Below are 17,877 nucleotides of genomic sequence, written 5' to 3' on the forward strand. Positions count from 1 at the left end.
GTCCCACTCACCACAGCAGCCCCCTTCGTCACGCAGGTGGGTCAGGGGGTCGCTTACCGTCTGCACCATGGCCACGGCTGCTCAGCCGGCCGGTGGGGGGAGACCGTTGACACGCTTGCTGATCACCGGCGGCGCGGGGTTCGTGGGCTCGAACCTGGCGAGAGCCGCACTGCGTTCGGATGCCATCACGTCCGTGCGCGTCCTGGACGACTTCTCGACCGGGTCGCGTCGCAACCTGGCCGGGGTGGACGTCGACCTCGTCGAGGGGTCACTTCTGGACCCGGATGCGCTGGAGTCCGCCGTACGGGGCGTCGACGCCGTGGTGCACCTGGCGGCCATCCCCAGCGTGCCGCGCTCGATCGCGAACCCGGTGGCCTCGCACGCGGCCAACGCGACCGGCACGTTGCTGCTGCTCGAAGCCTGCCGCGAGCACGGTGTGTCCTACGTGGCGGCCGCCTCGTCGAGCTCGGTCTACGGCGCCAACCCGGCACTGCCCAAGCACGAGCGGGAGTGGGTGCGGCCGCTCAGCCCGTACGCGGTCAGCAAGCTCGCCACCGAGCAGTACCTCCTCGCCTACCAGTCCTCGTTCGGGCTGCAGACGCTGCCGTTCCGGTTCTTCAACGTCTACGGCCCGGGCCAGGCGGCCGGCCACGCCTACGCCGCCGTCATCCCGGCATTCGTCGACGCGTTGCTCGCCGGTCGTCCGCTCACGGTGAACGGCACGGGGGAGCAGTCCCGTGACTTCACCTACGTCGGCACTGTGTGCGACATCCTTCTGGACGCCGTCGCGCGGCGCACGGTCTCGACCGAGCCAGTAAACCTGGCCTTCGGCTCTCGGACGACCCTGTTGGAGCTCATCGGGCTGATCGAGGAATTGACCGGCCGCGCGGCGACGGTGACCCACGGTCCGCCGCGAGCCGGCGACGTCCCGCACTCGCAGGCCGACAACACCGTGCTGCAGGGCCTCTTCCCGGGTGTTCTCCCGACCGAGTTGCGGGTCGGGCTGGAGCAGACGGTCTCCTGGTTCCGCACGGGACTGACGCGGTGAACACCGTCGTCGTCGTCGGCCTCGGATACGTGGGTCTGCCCCTCGTCGTCGAGATGGTCCGGGCCGGGCACCGGGTTCTGGGTCTGGATCGCGACGAGGCCGTCGTCGCCGGGTTGGCTGCCGGCCGATCGCACGTCGATGACATCGACGACGACACCGTCACGGCGATCCTCGGGGGTTTCACTCCCACCACAGACCCGGAGTCCATCCGGGGTGCAGATGTCGTCGTCGTGTGCGTCCCCACTCCGCTGTCGGGCGACGGGGCCCCGGACCTGGGCGCGGTGGCAGCCGTCGGTCGGCTGCTCGGCGACCAGCTGCGGCCAGGCACGCTCGTCGTGCTGGAGTCGACCACATACCCCGGAACGACCGAGGAGCTCTTCCAGCCTCTCGTGGAGGGCGGCGGACTCCGGGTGGGTCACGACTTGAACCTGGCTTTCTCCCCGGAGCGCGTCGACCCCGGCAACGCGAGGTACGGGATCCGGAACACGCCGAAGGTGGTCGGCGGGGTCACCGCTGAGTGCACGCGCCGGGCGGCGACGTTCTACGGCAGCTTCGTCGACACCGTGGTGCCCGCGAAGGGGACCCGCGAGGCCGAAATGGCCAAGTTGCTGGAGAACACCTACCGGCACATCAACATCGCGCTGGTCAACGAGATGGCCCGCTTCTCGCACGAGCTGGACATCGACCTGTGGAACGTCATCGAGTGCGCCAAGACCAAGCCCTTCGGCTTCCAGGCCTTCTACCCGGGTCCGGGCGTCGGGGGCCACTGCATTCCCATCGACCCCAACTACCTGTCCCACACCGTCCAGGCGCGGCTCCGTTATCCGTTCCGCTTCGTCGAGCTGGCTCAGGAGATCAACGCGAGCATGCCCGGCTACGTCGCCCGGCGGATCCAGGACCGGCTCAACGACGAGAGCAAGGCCGTCCGGGGGTCGCGGGTGCTCCTGCTCGGCGTGACCTACAAGGCCGACATCGCGGACGAGCGGGAATCCCCCGCAGTGCCGGTGGCGGAGAAGCTGGCCGCGATGGGCGCCGACGTCCGGTTCCACGACCCGTACGTCACCGACTGGAACGTGGCCGCCCACGGCGAGCCGCCGCGGTACGTCAAGGTCGAGCCCGACCTGGTGGAGGCGCTGCAGGCGGCCGACGTCGTGGTGCTTCTCCAGGCGCACCAGGCGTACCTCGGCGGGGTCCTCGACGATGTCTCGGTGTTCGACACCCGCGGTGTCCTCGCCGGGGACGCGGTCGAGCGGTTGTGAGCGCCGCGCCCACCCGCTGTCGGCCGGCACCGACCTCCGAGACGTGACGGGCCTGCCGACCGTCACGGCGGCCCGGCCCTTGGCGCACGTCCCTGCACTGGACGGGTTGCGCGGCGTGGCAGTCATGCTGGTGATGGGTCTGCACGTGGGGCTGGCGGTCGTCCCCGGCGGCCAGGTGGGGGTCCTGATCTTCTTCTCGCTGTCCGGATTCCTGATCACCCAGCTGCTGCTCGACGACCTGCGCGGTCAACGGCAGCGAGTGCTGCGGCGGTTCTACGCCCGCCGTGCGTTGCGCCTGGTGCCTGCCTGGCTCTCGGTCGTGGTCGCCTGTGGGGTGCTGGCGTGGCTGTGGCCGGAGATGGAGCGGGCCGAGGCCACGATCGATGGTCTCCCGATGGTGCTGCTCCACCTGGGGAACTGGAGTCGGGCCTTCGAGGGCGCCGGCTCGCTGGGCGTCCTCGACCACACCTGGTCCCTGGCCGTCGAGGAGCAGTTCTACCTCGTCTGGCCGTTCGTGCTGCTCCTGGTCCTGCGGCTGACCCGACGGATGTGGGTGGTGGCGGCCGTGGCCGGAACCGGATGCTGCGCGGCGCTCGCCGCGCGGATGGCGGTCGACGGCGTCGGTGCCGGAGCGCTGGACCGGGTCTACAACGGGACGGACACCCAGGCCGATCACCTCATGCTCGGCTGCGCTCTCGCCGTCGTCGTCACCCTCGCCCGGGAGCGAGGGGGAGTCCCGCAGCTCCGGGCCGTCCTCACCCGGCTCGCGGCGCCGGCTGCGATCTTCCTCGCCGCCCTCACCGTGGTCTTCCCGTTCGAAGGGGCGAGCGTGGGCTACAGACTGACCCTATCTGCGGTCGCGGTCGCTTCCGCGGTGCTCGTCGGCGCGGCCTACCTCTCCGGTGCGGGCTGCATCGCCCAAGTGCTGGGCGCCGCCTGGCTGCGGTGGGCCGGAGTGCGTTCGTACGGGCTCTACCTGTGGCACTACCCGGTGATCGCCGTGGTGACGTCGACGGGGTTGGTGCCTTTCACCCTGCCCAAGCAGGTCATCGAGGTGGCGCTGTCGCTCGCCGTGGCGGCGGCCTCCTATCGCTGGGTCGAGCAGCCCTTCCTCCGTCGGAAGAAGGGCTGCCGAGCGGTGGATCCGGGGCTGAACCGAGCCGGACCGCCGATGTGCGGGACACCCCTCCCCGCTGGCCATCGACAACAGCGAAGCCCGTGAGGGGTGTGGCGGCGTGAGCGAGTCCGCAGGTCATGTGGCGCATCTACATCAGCCGTCACTGTTGACCCGCGGCTCCATGAACATGTGTCTGATTGGTCCCAACCTCGTGCTGCGGTCGTGATGGAAGGGGGGATCTGGTGAGATCCCGATGGTCGGAAGTCCTCGACGACGAGGCCGAGGTCACGGAGAACCCGCTCCGGAGCCGGCGGAGGCGACGGCTGCTCCAGTCACTGGCCGCCGGCGTGGTGGTGGCTCTGCTCCTCGTGGGGGGCGCGGCCTGGTATTTGACAGACCGGTACGCGGGCGGCCTCGAGCGCCTGGACGGCGTCTTCGCCGGCCTGGACGAGACCCAACGACCGGCGGCTCCGACCGGTCCTGCCCGAACGGCCCTCACGTTCCTCGTCGTCGGATCGGACACGCGCGCCGATGTCCCCGAGGGCGAGCGTCCGGACGGTCGCTCGGACGTGATGATGCTGGTCCGGGTCACCGCTGACCGCCAGAACGCTCAGGTGATCTCGCTGCCCCGGGATTCATGGGTCTCCATCCCCGGGATGGGCATGGCAAAGCTGAACGCGGCCTACGCCTACGGTGGGCCCACGCTGTTGGTGCAGACCGTCGAGAACCTGACCGGCGTCCGCGTCGACCACTACGCCGCCATCGACTTCCAGGGCTTCGTGCAGATGACCGACTCGCTCGGCGGGGTGGACGTCCAGGTCGCCGAGGCGACGAGCAACGGCCCGTACACCTACGAGGCGGGACTGAACCACCTCGACGGTGACGAGGCGCTGAACTACGTCCGTCAGCGGTACGGACTCCCGGGCGGGGACTTCGACCGGGTCAAGCGCCAGCAGCAGTACCTGCGTTCGGTGTTCGGTGCGCTCTCCCAGCAGAACGTCCTCACCGACATGGGTGCCCTCGGTGGGTTCATGGACGCCCTCACCGGCGCGATGGCCGTGGACGAGCAGCTGTCGAACGCCGACCTGATCCAGATGGCCTACGACATGCGGTCGTTGCGCCCGGACGCCCTCACGTTCCTGACCGCGCCGGTCGCCGGCACCGGTCGGGAAGGCGCGCAGAGCGTCGTCTACCTCGATCCGGCCCGCTCGGCACAGATGTGGAACCACCTTCGCGCCGACTCGCTGGGCGAGCACGCGGCTGAATTCGCCGTCGACGCGTTGCCTGCGGTGCCGAACTAGCTCGGCCGGGGCACCGGTGGGATCCGGGGCATCCGGACCGTCTCGTCGCTGAGCGGCGTGCGGTCCTCCAGCAGCGGGAAGACGAGCTCGAGCGCGGTCACGATCTGGTCGACGGCCTCGGCGTGCACCCGTGAGGACCCCTCGATGGGGTCCGGCACGTCGAACTGCGGCCCGCGGGACCGCGCGTACCGTGCCCGTGCCTCGCCGAGGGCCTGGGCGAGCTCAGCCCCCCGCCGGTGTGCCGAGTCGGGGGACCAGTCCTGTCCCAGCGTCTGTGCCAGCGCAGCGGCCTCCATGACGGTGAAGACCTTCTGGAGCCCGCGGGGACTGATCCCCGCCACCTCGTCGCGATGCTCGCCGGTCATCGTCAGCACGAGGTCGGCCCAGTCGACGTCGGCGTCCGACAGGCGCCGGGAGGCGAAGCCGTCGGCCCGGACCCCGTGCCGGGCCAGCGCGCGTTCGGTGCGGGGGTGCATGGGTCGACCGGGGCGTGCCTGGGTTCCGGCGCTGCGCGCCTCCACCCGCAGATCGCCGTCGGCGGTCCAGGCGCGGAGGAGTCGTTCGGCGGCTGCGGAGCGGCAGATGTTGCCGGTGCAGACGAAGAGCACCTTCGCGGTCGTCTGCTGCGGATACGTGGACACCGGGGCCCAGCCTATGCCGGAAGCTGGGGCTACCGGAGCAGGCGGCAGTCCCATGCGTCGTTCCTGATCTTCGTCGGCCCTCCCTCCGCCCGACATGGCCTTCTCCGGTCATCGACGGACGGGGACTGGTTCCCGCACGAGGTCGGTCCGCCGTGGCGCTCGGCGCCGGGGAGCCACCTCAGCAGACTCGACTGACCCGCGCGCACCCGAGGTCACGCCACGTGGGACGAAATGGTCATGTTCTCGGGCTGACCTGCCGATGATCTCTGCGTGTGGTGGCTCTGGGTCGTGGGTGGACTGGTCGCGTGGTTCGTCCTCGCCTTCGGGCTGGCGGTCGTCATCGGCCGGGGCATCCGCACCGCTGACCTCCGAACCCCCGACTCGACGGGCGTGCTGACGACCGAGGCCCTCGCCCCACAGGCCGCCCCCGCGCGCGTGCGCCGCCGTGCCGTGCCGCTGCCCCCCATCGGGATCGCACTCGCCGCCCTCGCCGTCGGCCTGATGACCGTCGGCTACGGCTTCCGGCTCTCCGGCACCTCGGGGCCGCTCGCCCAGGCGCTCTCCATGGACGCCCCCTTCTCGCTGCCGCGCATGTACGTGGCGGCGCTCTTCGCTGCCGCCGCGCTGGCCGCCGTCGCCGGCGCGGGCACCACCCGGCGCACCTGGTGGCTGGGTGTCGGCATCGTGGCCGCCGGGATCGCGGCCGTGAAGGCGGGCAGCACCGTGCACGTCGACACGATGGCGGCGCTGGGCTCCGCGATCGGCGGACACGCAGCCGTGCTGATCAGCGTGGCCGTCGCCGTCGCCGTCGTCTCCGCCCTGTTCTTCCTCAGCCGCACCGATCGCCGTGACCGGCGGCGCGTCCTCGGCGCCCTCACCGGTTACGCCGCCGCCTCGGTCGGGCTCTCCGCCCTCAGCGGCGTCGCCCCCGGCGGCTGGGCGGTGACGGCCACCTACCTCGAGGAGTCCGGCGAGGCGCTGGCCGGCGTCGCGTTCCTCGTCGCCGTGCTCGTCGGCGTCGCCCCGCGCCTGGTGCTCCCGGCCGACTGGGCGCTGCGCCGAGCCGCCGACACCGAGACCCTCGACGTCCGCGACGCCCTTCCGGGCCGTCCCACGACCGGGGACGCGTTCCGCGGCTGACCGCCGGCAGCGGTCAGAGGCCGGGGCGCACCACGCCGCACCGGCAGGCGTACAGACTCGACCCGCTGAACGGGTCGGCGCCGGACCAGCGGAACCAGTGCACGTGCCGGACGGCGATGGACGGCAGCCGCTGCTGACGGTCCGCGGCCGTTGCCGGAGCTGCCCCCGGACGTGTGTGCATGGCGGCAGTGTGCCATCGCAGGCAGCCGATCGGGGAGGGGGTTCCTGCTGTTCCCCCGATGTTCGGCGGGCGGCCGCCGAAGAGGGGATGCCCCGCCGCCCCGCCGGTTCCGGTCAGCCCGCCGTCCAGGTCACCAGATCGTCGGCGGACCGGGTGTTGACGACCCGCTCCACCGGGACCCCGCACTCGAGGGCCCGCTCGCAGCCGTTGCCCAGCCAGTCCAGCTGGCCGGGGGCGTGCGCGTCCGTGTCGATGGCGAACTCGCAGCCCAGCTCGACCGCCAGGGTGAGCAACCGGCGGGGTGGGTCGAGCCGCTCCGGGCGGGAGTTGATCTCCACGGCGGTGCCGAACTCGACGCAGGCGCTGAACACGGCCTCGGCGTCGAACTGGCTCTCCGGGCGCGGCTTCTGGGTGCCGTTGCGCTGCCGGCGGCCGATGACCAGCCGCCCGGTGCAGTGGCCCAGGACGTCGGTGTGCGGGTTGGCGACGGCGGTGAGCATCCGCGCCGTCATGGCCTTGGCGTCCGCGCGCAGGTCGGAGTGCACGCTGGCGACGACGACGTCGAGCCGGCCGAGCAGCTCGTCGGTCTGGTCGAGGGAGCCGTCGACGTTGATGTCGCACTCGATGCCGGTGAGGATCCGGAAGGGAGCCAGCTCCTCGTTGAGCTCGGCGACGACGTCCAGCTGCTTCTCCAGCCGCGCGGCGGTCAGCCCGTTGGCCACCGTCAGCCGGGGGGAGTGGTCGGTCAGCGCCATGTAGTCGTGGCCGAGCGCCATCGCGGCCTCGGCCATCTCCCGAATGGGGCTGCCGCCGTCGGACCAGTCGCTGTGCACGTGCAGGTCGCCCTTGAGGGCGGCGCGGAAGGCGGCGACGTCGTCGGCTGCCGGCAGCTGTTCGGCGTAGTCGCTCTCGAGCTTCGCCAGGTACTCCGGCACCTGGCCCTTGTGCGCCTGGACGACGACGGCGGCCGTCTTGGGGCCCACGCCCTTGAGGTCCTTGAGCGTGTTCGTACCGATCTTGAGGTCCAGCTGTTCGTCGGTCAGCCCGTCGACCACGGCGGCCGCCGTCCGGAACGCCTGCACCCGGTAGCTGGGCTCGCGGGCGCGCTCCAGGAGGAAGGCGATCCTCCGGAGCGCGGCCGCGGGCGGGAGCGGTGTGCTCAGCGGGAGGCCTTCTTCAGGCGCTTCTCGGTCTGCTTCTGGGCCTTCGCGGCGCGCTTCTGCGCCTTCGCGAAGTTCTTCTCGGTCGCGTCGGCGGCCTTCGTCGCCGCGCGGCGGGCCCGGTAGCCCACCGACGGCTTGCCCTCGGTGTCCACGGCGGCCAGGAGCAGCCCGCCGAGCATGCCCAGGTTCTTCACGAAGTGGGCGGTCTTCTCGAAGGAGACCTTCGGGTCGCTCTCCTCCCAGAAGCGGTGGCCGGCCAGCGTCGTCGGCACGGTGGAGCCGGCCAGCGCCAGGGACGTCAGCCGCGGGAACCGGCCGAGGGCGAACAGCACGCCGGCACCGACCTGCAGGGCGGCGTTGGCCTTGACGTACTGCTCCACGTCCCGGGGGACCTCGACGGGGAGCTGCTTGTCGGCGGTCTCGGCGATCTTCTCCACCACGGGGCGGGCGCCGGGCACGCGGTCCTGCGGCTTCCGCAGGGTGCTGATGCCCCCGTAGATGTAAGGCGTGGCGAGCAGTGGCCGTGCGATCCGGCGGACGAGCATGGTGACCTCTTTCCTCGATGTCACTGGGGAGTCCCGGGTGCACTGCCCGGAAGATCCATCTCGCAATCCCGGAACCGGCGTGCGCCGTCGTTCCGGAATCCGCCGCCGTTCCGCGGGCGGACCACCGCTACCGTCGCAGGACATGAGCCGCCGGCTGTCCGTTGCGGGGCTGGTCGTCTACCTGGCGGTCCTCGCCGCCGTGACCCTGGGAGCGTCCCCGGGTGCCCTCTTCGTCCGGGGCGCCGACGTCGCCCGGCGCTTCGACGGCCTCGGGTGGGTGTCCAGCGGCGACGTCGAGCGCGCCGCCAACGTGCTGCTGTTCGCGCCGTTCGGGCTGCTGCTCTGCTTCGCCCTGCCGCGGGTTTCGCGCCTGCTGGTCTGGTTGCTCTGCGTCGCGGTGTCGATGTCGGTGGAGAGCGCCCAGGTCTTCCTGCCCGGCCGCGAGTCCACGCCGGTCGACGTCGTCACGAACGCCACCGGCGCCGCGCTCGGTGTCCTCGCGCACGTCGTCTGGACCTGGTGGAGCCGGCGAGGAAGGAACAGCGAGGTCGCCGAACCGTCCTGACCGGGTCGGATCACCGGGTCACTGCAGGTCCACGAACCGTTCCACGTCCTGCGGCCGGCCGGCGATGACGATTTCGCAGCCGTAGCGGAGCACCGTGTCCATCCCCGCGTGGGTGTAGGCGTCGCCGCCCTCGGGCTTCACCGAGACGACGGTGACGCGGTGCCGCCTGCGCAGCCCGGTCTGCCCGAGCGGCACGCCCACGATCTCCCGCGGCGGCTTGGTCTTGGCGAACACCCACTGCGGGTCCAGCTCGACCCAGTCCAGCAGCCGGCCGGAGACCAGGTGCGCGACGCGCTCGCCCATCTCGTGCTCGGGGAACACCACGTGGTGGGCGCCGATGCGTTCGAGGATCTTTCCGTGCTGGCTGCTGAGGGCCTTGGCCCAGATGTCGGTCACCTCGAGCTCCACCAGCAGTGACGTCGTCAGGATGCTGGCCTCGAGGTCGGTGCCGATGGCGACGACGACGCGGCGGAACTCACCGATCCCGAGCTCCCGCAGCGCGTCCATGTCGGTGCCGTCGGCCACCACGACCTGACCGAGCTGGCCGGAGAGCCGCTGGACGATCTCCGGGCGGTGGTCGATCGCCAGCACCTCGGTGCCGCCGCCGGCCAGCTCGGTGGCCAGCGAGGTGCCGAACCGGCCCAGCCCGATGACCGCGACCGGGTCCCTGTGACTAGCCAACGATGGTCCTCTCCTCTGGGAGCTGGTAGCGCCGGGCGCGGTCCCGCAGGGCCAGGCCCGAGGCCAGTGTGAGCGGACCGATCCGGCCCACGAACATCAGCAGGACGACGAGCAGCTGCGCGCCCGGCGGCAGCGCCGGGGTGATGCCGGTGGACAGCCCGACCGTGGAGAACGCCGAGATCGTCTCGAACAGAACCTGCTCGAAGGAGAAGTCGGTCATGGCCTCCATGAGGAAGGTGGCGACCGCGATCACCCCGATGCTGAGGAGCGCCACCGCGAGCGCCTGCCGCTGGTTGGTGGGAGGTACGCGGCGGCGCCCTACCTCGACGTCGACGTCACCGCGGAGCTCCGCCCAGAGCACGTAGGCAAGCAGGCCGAACGTCGTCACCTTGATGCCGCCGGCGGTGCCGGCGCTGCCGCCGCCGATGAACATCAGCGCGTCGGTGAGGAACAGCGTCTCCGGCTGCAGGGCCGAGATGTCGAGGTTGTTGAACCCCGCGGTGCGCGGCATGGTGCCCGCCACGAAGGCGGCCATCACGCTGTCGACGGCGCTCAGCGGCCCGAGCGTCCGCGGGTTGCGCCACTCGGCCAGCAGGTAGCCGACCGTGCCCACGACCAGCAGTACGGCGGTGACGACCACGGTGATCCGGGTGAGCACCGTCCACGTCCGGGGGCGGCGCCAGGACCGGAGGAGTTCGAAGACCACCGGGAAGCCCAGCCCGCCGATGATCACCGCCGCGGCGATGGTGAGGCTCACCCAGGGGTCGCCGACCCAGCCCATCAGGTTGTCCGGGCGGAGCCCGAAGCCGGCGTTGTTGAACGCCGAGACCGCGTGGAACACCCCGCTGTACAGGGCGTCGGGCAGCGGCTCGTCGTAGCCGAGGGCGAAGCGGGTAGTCAGCACGGCCGCCGCCACCGCCTCGCAGGCGAGGCTGAACAGCACGACCCGGCCGATGACACGGCGCACGTCGGAGCCGGAGAGCGACTTCGTCTCGGCCTGGGCGATCAGCCGTGCCCGCAGGCCGAGCCGGCGGGAGAGGAGCAGCGCCACCAGAGTGGCCAGGGTCATGATCCCCAGCCCGCCGACCTGGATGAGCGCGAGGATGACGCCTTGCCCGAAGCCCGACCAGTAGGTGCCGGTGTCCACGGTGACCAGGCCGGTGACGCAGACGGCCGAGGTGGCGTGGAAGAGCGCGGTGAGGAAGGGCGCCCGCTCCGGCCCCGGCGTCGCCAGCGGCAGGGAGAGCAGCGCCGTGCCGATGAGGACGGCCGTGAGGAACGCCCCGGAGATCACCCGCCCCGGATGCCGGAAGCCGCGAGCGGTGGCCGGTTGGGCCGGGGCGCGGAACCCCTGCGTCACCGTTCCTCCTCTTCCCGTGCGGCACCCGGCGTGCGCCGGACACCTTGGCACACCGTCGTTCCTGCCCGGCGACGGCTCGCGCGGCCGCTCTCAGCTCGTCCGGCAGCAGTAGACGGTGAGCGGTTCGCGCTTGCGGAAGCGGAACTCGGTGGCCGCCGCGCCCATCTCGCCGTCGTAGGCCACCCGCTGCGGGCCGGAGCGGGAGACCACCCGGACCTCCGCGGCGGAGAAGTGCCCGTAGCTGCGGGCGTGCTCGCTGACGCCGAGCAGCGTGGCCAGCACCGCACGGGTGCGGCCGAAGCGCAGGTCGGCCCGCAGGTACTGCACGTCGAGCAGCCCGTCCTCCAGGCGCGGCCGGTACGCCGGCGCCAGCCCGCGTGGGGTGTAGGTGCAGTTGCCGACGAACAGGATCCAGGTGCGCAGCCGCCGGCCGTTCACCTCCAGCTCCACCGGCGTCCCCGTGCGCAGCACCTGCGCCGCCGCCACGCTCAGCGCCAGCCACTTGCCGAGCGAGCCGGCCAGCCGGTCGCGGCGGCGCACCATCTCCGGGTAGGCGCCGATGCTCGAGGTGTTCAGGAACGGCGTCCCGTTGACCTCGGCGACGTCGACCTTGACCGCCTGGCCGGCGAGCACGGCGTCGACGGCGTCCTGCGGGGTGATCAGCCCGACGTCGCGGGCGAAGTGGTTGAGCGTGCCGGCCGGGATGACCGCCAGCGGCAGCCCGTGCTCCAGGGCCACCGCGGCGGCCGCGGCCACGCTGCCGTCCCCGCCGGCCACGCCCAGCGCCGTCGCCCGGCCGGACGCGGCCGCCTCGCCCAGCAGCTCGGCGACGCCCGCCTGCTCGCTCAGCTCCAGCACCTCGGCGCGGGGGAGCAGCCGGCGGATGTCCTGCGCGGGGTCGTAGTCGTCGGGGCCCGAGCGCGGGTTGACCGCCACCACCAGGCCCGCCCCCTCCTCCAGTGCCGGAGCGGCGAAGGACGAGCGCACCTTCGCGGGCACCGTGGGACGCCGCAGCCACCAGTGCTGGCTGGCCGCGGCCACCGCGCTGCCCACGGCCAGGCCGGCCAGGACGTCGCCGGGGTAGTGGACGCCCACGTGCACGCGGGAGTAGCCGACACCGAGCGCGAGCGGTGCCAGCGCGGCGCCCGCGACCGGGCTCTCCATGGCCAGGCCGGTGACGAACGCCGCCGCCGAGCTGGAGTGCCCGCTCGGGAAGGAGAGGCTGCCCGGCTCCCGCCGCAGCCGCCGGTCGGTCCGCAGGTTGGCCAGGTCGGGGCGGACCCGCCCGAAGAGCCGCTTGAGGACGGCGTTGACCACGCCGCTGGAGACCAGCATCGACCCCAGGCCCCGGACGGCGCCGCGCCGCAGGGCGCCGCGGCGGGCGCTCAGCGCGAGGCCGATGACCATCCAGAGCTTGCCGTGGTCGGCGGCCGTGGAGAGCCGGCGCAGCCAGCGGTCGGCCGGCGTCGTGGGCAGCGAGCCGACGAACGCGTGCAGCCGTCGGTCGAGCTGCCGGGGGGAGGCCATGGCCGGACGCTAGAGGAGCCGTCTCGCCGCGGTACCGGCGGAGACCCGAAGGGGTGGGGTCCTGGCCGGCGGCCTCCGCTCGCCCAGGGGCAGCCGCTGTGCGCCCGTCCCGCACACTGCGCGCTCATGCGCACGAACGCGGTCATCGAGCGCCCGATGGCCGCGTTCATGCGGATGACTGCGGTCTGGGTCGTGACCCGCACGATGCCGGGGGCTGCTGAACGGACCGCTGCGGGCGGCGGTCCCGACCCCGCGCAGGCATCCGTGCACGCTCACGCTGTGCCCACCCGGGTGGGCAGAGGGGAACTGTCGCGGGCGGGGTGCGGCCGGTCGGCCGAGCCCGACGCCGGCTCAGGCCTTCTGGCGGGCCCGGTACGCGGCGACGGTCGAGCGGCTCGCGCACGTGTTGGAGCAGTAGCGCCGGCTGGCGTTGCGCGAGGTGTCGACGTAGACGTCGTCGCAGCCCTCCGCCGAGCAGACGCCCAGCCGCTGCCAGCCGTGCTGCACCACGACCTGTGACAACCCCATCGCGACCGTCGTCGTCAGCTGCTCGAGCACGGGGGCGTCCGGGCGCGCGTAGTGCAGGTGCAGCTCGCCGTCGTGGTCGGTCGCGTACGGCCGCGGCCGCGCCAGGGCCAGCAGTTCGTTGAGCCGGCTGAGGACGTCGTCCTGCGTCTCGGCCAGCGCCACGGCGCGCACCAGCCGGGCGGTGGCCGCGGCCTCGTCCACCTCGCCGGGGGTGAGGTCGAGCGACGTCCCGGGGGTGAACCACTCGTCGTGCGACGTGAGGAAAGCCGACACGCCGTCGTCCGGGTCAAGGTCGGCGTTGGCCAGGGCGATGGCCAGTTCGACGGCGCTTGACCCGTAGGTGTCGTAGTCCAATTGACTCCCTACGGTCGAGTCCCTACTCTCGGGACTGCGTAGGCGGCCAACGGTCTTTGACCGCCTACTGTTCCTTCCCTGCAGTGTGAAACGAGTGCTCAGCGTGCGTGCTTACCTCACCGTGTGGCGGCTGCCCTCCGCTCCGGTGCTCCTCCTCGCCGGCTTCGCCGGTCGTCTGCCGTCCTCCATGGTGCCGCTCGCGCTGCTGCTCATGGTGCAGCAGCAGACCGGTTCCTACGCCGTCGCGGGGCTCGCCGCGGCCACGCTGGGCATCGCGTCGGCCGTCATGGCGCCGGTCCTGGGCCGGGTGGCCGACCGGAGGGGCCCCCGCCGGGTGCTGCTGACGCAGGCCGCGCTCTACCCGCTGCTGCTGGCCCTGCTGGTGGCCGTCGCCCTCGGTGGAGCGCCCGACGCCCTCGTCATCGCCGCCTCGGGCCTGGCCGGCGCCACCACGCCGCTCGTCTCCGGCACCGTCCGCGCCCTGTGGGCGCGCACCGACCCGCGCAGCCGCCCGACTGCCTACGCGCTCGACGCCACGGCCACCGAACTCGTCTTCGTCGTCGGCCCGACGCTCGTCGCCACGCTGGCGGTCCTGGCCGCGCCGGCCTGGGCGGTCGGCGTCGCCGGCGCCCTCGCGATCGTCGGTACGGTCGGCGTCGCCGGTGCCGCGCGCTCCTGGGTGCCGGCCCCGGCCGCCCCGGCGAGCCTGTTCAGCACCGTCCTGGCGCCCGGCATGCCGCGGGTGCTGCTCAGCGGCTCGGCGCTGATGCTCGGCTTCGGGGCGCTCGAGGTGGCCATCCCCGCGTTCGCCGACTCCGCCGGCTCGCCGGGGATGTCCGGCCTGCTGCTGGCGGTGTGGTCGCTCGGCTCGGTCATCGGTGGCCTCTGGTTCGGGGCCAAGGTGCTCAGCGCCTCCCTGCCCCGGCAGTACCGCTGGCTGCTGTTCGGCGTCACCATCGGGCTCGCGCCGCTGGCCTGGGTCTCCAGCCCCTGGGCGCTGGGTGCGCTGCTCTTCCTCGGCGGGACCGCGATCGCGCCGACGCTCACGGTGCAGAACTCGCTGGTCGGCTCGATCGCCCCGGTGCACGCCACCACCGAGGCGTTCACCTGGCTCTCGACCGTCGCCGTCGGCGCCTCCGCGGTCGGGGCGGCGCTCGGCGGCGCGCTGATCGAGGGGCGGTTCGGTGTGTCCGGCGCGCTGGTCCTCGCCTGCACCGGTGCGGCCGCCGCGGTCGTCGTCACGCTGGTGCCGGGGCGCGATCTGCGGCCGCTGCCGCCGGTCCGGGAGTCCGTCCCCGCCTGATCCCGCGGCCCGACTGCCACGAACTCGTGGTCATCAGCCCGGCTGATCGCCACGAGTTCGTACCACTGGACGCCTGGCCGGTCCGGGTCCTCGGCACCCGGGCTGGGAGGCCTCCGGAGGCGCTGGTAGTCTCTCTTCTCGGCGGTTACGAGGGAACTCGGACCCCGGGAGGCTTCGCCTAGTCCGGTCTATGGCGCCGCACTGCTAATGCGGTTTGGGTTAATCCCCATCCCGGGTTCAAATCCCGGAGCCTCCGCGCTCGAGAACTCAACGCGTGAACCGCAACCCGTGATCCGGTCCAGCCGGTCACGGGTTGCGTGCTACTGGGTGGGGTGCCGGTCCCCGGCGAGCATCCTGAGGTAGCGGTCCGGGAGCCAGGTACCCCGTGCGAGCCCGACGTCGGGCGTGAAGCCGCGCCAGTCGGGGAACCGGCCCTCCAGGTCGGAGGCGGGCGCGTCGACCGGGCGCCGTTCGGACATGACGAACGCCAACACGCGGACGTCGGTGGCCGCGTCCTTGCGCCGCCTCCGCCGCCAGCCGGTCCGCCGTTCCTCGGCGAGGGCGCGGGCGGCGGCCAGCCGGTGGTTCCCGTCGAGCACCAGGCGCTGGGTCCGCCCGCCGGCGGTGACGACGTCGTACACCAGGACGCACACCGTGGCGATCTCCTGCTGGCGCAGCAGGTCGCGCAGGTTTGCGATCGCCCGGCGGCGCATGCCGGCGGGGAGACCGCCGTGCCTCAGCAGCTCGGGGAAGCGGGGCAGGCCGGGACGGTCGACGACCGGATCATGGTGCGCGGCCTCGTCCAGGTCGTCGAACAGGACGTTGACCGGGTGCAACGGCGGCGGCATGTCGCTGACGTACCAGGGTGCGAGCCAGTGGTCGGTGCCGGAGAGGTCGCTCAGGACCACCCGGCAGGCGATCGCGTCCCCCGCGTCGAAGACCACGCGCCAGTCCTTCTTCACGGTGAGCTCGCGCCGGTAGAGGCAGGACAGCCGTTCCCGTCGGACGAGGAGTGCCTCGCCCTGCCGGTCGGCGTCGGCCGCCCCCTTCTCGGCCGCCGCTGTTCGCGCCGCCTGCTGCTCGGGGCTCTCGACGCCGTCCGGCCGGGTCTCCGGGGCCGGCGGGACCCCGTCCCAGACGCACCGGAGCACCTGGGGCCGTCCCGGGGGGAGGGGTGGGCGGTGCTGCTCGCGGACCTGGCGGCCTATCGACAAGGCGAAGGTGACGTTGTCGGCCAGCCGTGACAGATCGCCTCCCTGGCTCTCGGCGCGGCGTCCCAGTCCGGCCGCCACCTGCCGCGCCTCCGCGACGACTCCTTCCGCCCCGGCCGCGAGCTGGTTCCAGACGGACCGGGGGAGGGCGTCGGCGCGGGCGAAGGTGCCGAACGCCAGGTCGCTGAAGGCGTCCTCGATCGTCCGCAGGAGTGCGGACTGCTCGTCGGCGCTCGCGTTCGGATAGTGCTGGAGCGCGGCGCGGGCGTCGGCCGCGATCCGCAGGGCGTGCCGGTCGGAGCCGGCGAAACTGCGGGCGCTGCTCATGTGGAGAGCCCCAATCGTCGTCATCAGCTCGGCATCGGCGACCGCGCGGGCCCGGCGCTCGCCGTCCCGGCCCAGCACGTGCGCCAGGACGAAGAAGAGCAACCCGAGCAGCATCGAGATGATCAGCGCCGCCCAGTCGTCCCACAGCCACTGGTCGGCGTCGCGGTAGCGAGCGTAGAGCGCCACGCCGAGCGGCAGGACCACCGCGAGCAGCAGGATCAGCGCACCCACCGCAGCGGTGCTCCGCGTGCTGCGCCGGCGTCCCACGGAGCGCTCGCCCTCCACCACGATGCCCGAGCGCTCCTGTGTGCCGGTTCCGCAACGACCCCGGCGCACTACCCGTCGTCGCTGCCCCGAACCGCAAGCGCCGGCCGCCTAGACTCCGGCGCATCGAACGCCACCGTCCAGCGGCCCCAGGCAGCATCCCGCCCGATCTCGCCGCGGCGCTGGCCGGACAGCGCGCAGCGGTCGCGGCGTCCGGGACGGACGACCTGGCGGCCCTCGACGCGGCTCTCGGTGTCCTGCCCGGTCTGCTCGTCGATCTCGGGCTCGGGACCTTCCTCGGTGCGCTCGCCGACTTCAAGCCTCGCCTGGTGCTGCGGTTCCGCCGCGATCCGGCCGGGCGTCCCACCGGCGTGGGCGACGACGTCGTGCTCAAGGTGTACGGCGACAGGCCGCGGGGAGAAGGGCCGCTGCTGCAGCTCTGGCACGGCCTCGGGGTGCCCACGCCGCGTGTCCGGTCCGGGGAGCGCGGCGGTTGCAGCTGGCTGCTCCTCGAGCACCTCCCGCTGCGGCCGGTGCGCGTCCCCGACCGCGCCTCCCGGCTCGCGCTGACGCGGGAGGTGGCGGCACACGGAACCGTGATGCACCGCCCTGCGCCGCGGCTGGACGCGGTCCTGCGGCCGCTCCCAGCCGTCATGGTGCCGCGGTGGACCTCCGCCGTCGCCGTGCTGGCGGCCGCCGGTCACGAGGTCGCGCCACACCAGCGGGCGGCTGTGCTGCCGGCGTACGGGGCCGGCCCGTCCCGCCCGCTGCACGGTGACCTCGGCCTGCCCAACCTCGCCCGAGGACCAGGCGGGCGTCTGGTCCTCTACGACGCGTCCGCGCTGGCAGGGCCCGCGGCCTTCGATGCGGCGCGGTGGTCGGCCCGACTGGCCGGCGACGACCTCGGTCCCGAGGAGCTGCTGCACGTCTGGTCGGAGCACGAGCCGCTGGAGCACGGCTGCATGGCGACACGGCTGCTCGGCGCCGAGTGCCTGCTCGAGGCCGGATCGCGCCTGGTGGTAGCGGCCCAGGATCCCGATGCGGCCCCGCCTCCCGCGATCGACGTCCTGCTCGACGCGGCCGCCCGGCTTCTCACCTGAACGACCGCCGAACCCCCGACAGGTGCCTGGATCGGACCCGGTACACTTTTTCCGTGCCGCTCGCGCGGTGCCGCACCCGTAGCTCAACGGATAGAGCATCTGACTACGGATCAGAAGGTTAGGGGTTCGAATCCCTTCGGGTGCACGTCTGGTTGAGACACCGAGCGGCCCCGCACTTCGACGGAAGTGCGGGGCCGCTTCGTCGTCCGCACCCTGCCGCTCCGCTCCCCCGGCTGTGTGGGGGCGTTGTGCGTGCTCCCGG

17 protein-coding genes and 2 tRNA genes are annotated in these 17,877 nt (G+C 72.7%); 10 read left to right on the forward strand and 9 right to left on the reverse strand.

All coding sequences use genetic code 11. The features are described 5' to 3' along the window. Nucleotides 1-67: 67 nt before the first annotated feature. The 4 genes from C5507_RS03025 (at nt 68) to C5507_RS03040 (ending at nt 4,725) form a co-directional block, all read left to right on the forward strand. The gene (locus C5507_RS03025; RefSeq protein ID WP_104527052.1) at nt 68-1,048 is read left to right on the forward strand and encodes an NAD-dependent epimerase/dehydratase family protein; all 981 of its coding nucleotides are present in this window, start codon (nt 68-70) and stop codon (nt 1,046-1,048) included. Beyond that, nucleotides 1,045-2,307 (forward strand): nucleotide sugar dehydrogenase, encoded by a 1,263-nt coding sequence (locus tag C5507_RS03030; RefSeq protein WP_104527053.1) that lies wholly within the window; start codon nt 1,045-1,047, stop codon nt 2,305-2,307. The genes C5507_RS03025 and C5507_RS03030 overlap by 4 nt, the downstream gene beginning before the upstream one ends. After that, nucleotides 2,249-3,529: an acyltransferase family protein gene (locus C5507_RS03035; RefSeq protein ID WP_104527054.1), complete on the forward strand. Its 1,281-nt coding sequence runs from the start codon at nt 2,249-2,251 to the stop codon at nt 3,527-3,529. Before C5507_RS03030 ends, C5507_RS03035 begins: the two co-directional genes overlap by 59 nt. A 137-nt stretch (nt 3,530-3,666) precedes the next feature. Further along, the gene (locus tag C5507_RS03040; RefSeq protein WP_242611288.1) at nt 3,667-4,725 is read left to right on the forward strand and encodes an LCP family protein; all 1,059 of its coding nucleotides are present in this window, start codon (nt 3,667-3,669) and stop codon (nt 4,723-4,725) included. Here the strand turns inward: C5507_RS03040 and C5507_RS03045 are convergent. Beyond that, nucleotides 4,722-5,366 carry an arsenate reductase/protein-tyrosine-phosphatase family protein gene (locus tag C5507_RS03045; RefSeq protein ID WP_158657484.1) on the reverse strand — a complete coding sequence of 215 codons (645 nt, stop codon included), beginning with the start codon at nt 5,364-5,366 and terminating at the stop codon, nt 4,722-4,724. The two genes, C5507_RS03040 and C5507_RS03045, sit on opposite strands and share 4 nt — an antisense overlap. 270 nt (nt 5,367-5,636) lie before the next feature. Between C5507_RS03045 and C5507_RS03050 the strand changes: the two genes are divergently transcribed. Then, nucleotides 5,637-6,506 (forward strand): hypothetical protein, encoded by an 870-nt coding sequence (locus C5507_RS03050; RefSeq protein WP_104527056.1) that lies wholly within the window; start codon nt 5,637-5,639, stop codon nt 6,504-6,506. Between the two features lie 13 nt (nt 6,507-6,519). Here C5507_RS03050 and C5507_RS22080 read toward each other — a convergent pair whose 3' ends face one another. The 3 genes from C5507_RS22080 to C5507_RS03060 all read right to left on the reverse strand — a co-directional run bounded on the left by C5507_RS22080 (nt 6,520) and on the right by C5507_RS03060 (nt 8,395). After that, nucleotides 6,520-6,687, reverse strand: coding sequence for a hypothetical protein (locus tag C5507_RS22080; RefSeq protein ID WP_158657485.1), 168 nt, complete (start codon nt 6,685-6,687; stop codon nt 6,520-6,522). A gap of 113 nt (nt 6,688-6,800) precedes the next feature. After that, nucleotides 6,801-7,850 (reverse strand): PHP domain-containing protein, encoded by a 1,050-nt coding sequence (locus tag C5507_RS03055; protein ID WP_104527120.1) that lies wholly within the window; start codon nt 7,848-7,850, stop codon nt 6,801-6,803. After that, on the reverse strand, nt 7,847-8,395 hold the full coding sequence (locus tag C5507_RS03060) for a DoxX family protein (RefSeq protein WP_104527057.1): 549 nt from the start codon (nt 8,393-8,395) through the stop codon (nt 7,847-7,849). The genes C5507_RS03055 and C5507_RS03060 overlap by 4 nt, the downstream gene beginning before the upstream one ends. A 142-nt stretch (nt 8,396-8,537) precedes the next feature. Here C5507_RS03060 and C5507_RS03065 point away from each other — a divergent pair, with 142 nt between their 5' ends. Then, on the forward strand, nt 8,538-8,960 hold the full coding sequence (locus C5507_RS03065) for a VanZ family protein (protein ID WP_158657486.1): 423 nt from the start codon (nt 8,538-8,540) through the stop codon (nt 8,958-8,960). 18 nt (nt 8,961-8,978) lie between these two features. Here C5507_RS03065 and C5507_RS03070 read toward each other — a convergent pair whose 3' ends face one another. The 4 genes from C5507_RS03070 to C5507_RS03085 all read right to left on the reverse strand — a co-directional run bounded on the left by C5507_RS03070 (nt 8,979) and on the right by C5507_RS03085 (nt 13,410). Next, a complete protein-coding gene (locus C5507_RS03070; RefSeq protein WP_104527059.1) occupies nt 8,979-9,641 on the reverse strand; it encodes a potassium channel family protein in 663 nt (220 codons plus the stop codon). Beyond that, entirely contained in the window at nt 9,634-11,001 is a 1,368-nt protein-coding gene (locus tag C5507_RS03075) for a TrkH family potassium uptake protein (RefSeq protein WP_104527060.1), read from the reverse strand. Before C5507_RS03075 ends, C5507_RS03070 begins: the two co-directional genes overlap by 8 nt. A 90-nt stretch (nt 11,002-11,091) precedes the next feature. Beyond that, nucleotides 11,092-12,528 (reverse strand): bifunctional phosphatase PAP2/diacylglycerol kinase family protein, encoded by a 1,437-nt coding sequence (locus tag C5507_RS03080; RefSeq protein WP_104527061.1) that lies wholly within the window; start codon nt 12,526-12,528, stop codon nt 11,092-11,094. 351 nt (nt 12,529-12,879) lie between these two features. After that, nucleotides 12,880-13,410, reverse strand: coding sequence for a CGNR zinc finger domain-containing protein (locus C5507_RS03085; RefSeq protein WP_104527062.1), 531 nt, complete (start codon nt 13,408-13,410; stop codon nt 12,880-12,882). A gap of 103 nt (nt 13,411-13,513) precedes the next feature. Here C5507_RS03085 and C5507_RS03090 point away from each other — a divergent pair, with 103 nt between their 5' ends. Both C5507_RS03090 and C5507_RS03095 read left to right on the forward strand, forming a co-directional pair. Next, a complete protein-coding gene (locus tag C5507_RS03090) occupies nt 13,514-14,713 on the forward strand; it encodes an MFS transporter (RefSeq protein ID WP_104527063.1) in 1,200 nt (399 codons plus the stop codon). 167 nt (nt 14,714-14,880) lie between these two features. Beyond that, a tRNA-Ser gene (locus C5507_RS03095) sits at nt 14,881-14,969 on the forward strand. 64 nt (nt 14,970-15,033) lie between these two features. Here the strand turns inward: C5507_RS03095 and C5507_RS03100 are convergent. Next, nucleotides 15,034-16,482, reverse strand: a complete 1,449-nt coding sequence (locus C5507_RS03100; RefSeq protein WP_130504316.1) for a hypothetical protein — start codon at nt 16,480-16,482, stop codon at nt 15,034-15,036. Nucleotides 16,483-16,556: 74 nt separating this feature from the next. Here C5507_RS03100 and C5507_RS03105 point away from each other — a divergent pair, with 74 nt between their 5' ends. Then, nucleotides 16,557-17,615: a hypothetical protein gene (locus C5507_RS03105; RefSeq protein ID WP_104527065.1), complete on the forward strand. Its 1,059-nt coding sequence runs from the start codon at nt 16,557-16,559 to the stop codon at nt 17,613-17,615. A 72-nt stretch (nt 17,616-17,687) separates the two neighbouring features. Beyond that, a tRNA-Arg gene (locus C5507_RS03110) sits at nt 17,688-17,760 on the forward strand. Nucleotides 17,761-17,877 lie beyond the last annotated feature (117 nt).

Origin of the sequence: Blastococcus saxobsidens (assembly GCF_002938435.1) — a bacterium.
In the GTDB taxonomy this organism is placed as follows: Bacteria; Actinomycetota; Actinomycetes; order Mycobacteriales; family Geodermatophilaceae; genus Blastococcus; species Blastococcus saxobsidens.

Coding starts and splice junctions, on each gene's coding strand:
- C5507_RS03025 (WP_104527052.1), top strand. CDS start 68: ATGGCCACGGCTGCTCAGCCGGCCGGTGGGGGGAGACCGTTGACACGC.
- C5507_RS03035 (WP_104527054.1), top strand. CDS start 2,249: ATGTCTCGGTGTTCGACACCCGCGGTGTCCTCGCCGGGGACGCGGTCG.
- C5507_RS22080 (WP_158657485.1), bottom strand. CDS start 6,687: ATGCACACACGTCCGGGGGCAGCTCCGGCAACGGCCGCGGACCGTCAG.
- C5507_RS03060 (WP_104527057.1), bottom strand. CDS start 8,395: ATGCTCGTCCGCCGGATCGCACGGCCACTGCTCGCCACGCCTTACATC.
- C5507_RS03065 (WP_158657486.1), top strand. CDS start 8,538: ATGAGCCGCCGGCTGTCCGTTGCGGGGCTGGTCGTCTACCTGGCGGTC.
- C5507_RS03080 (WP_104527061.1), bottom strand. CDS start 12,528: ATGGCCTCCCCCCGGCAGCTCGACCGACGGCTGCACGCGTTCGTCGGC.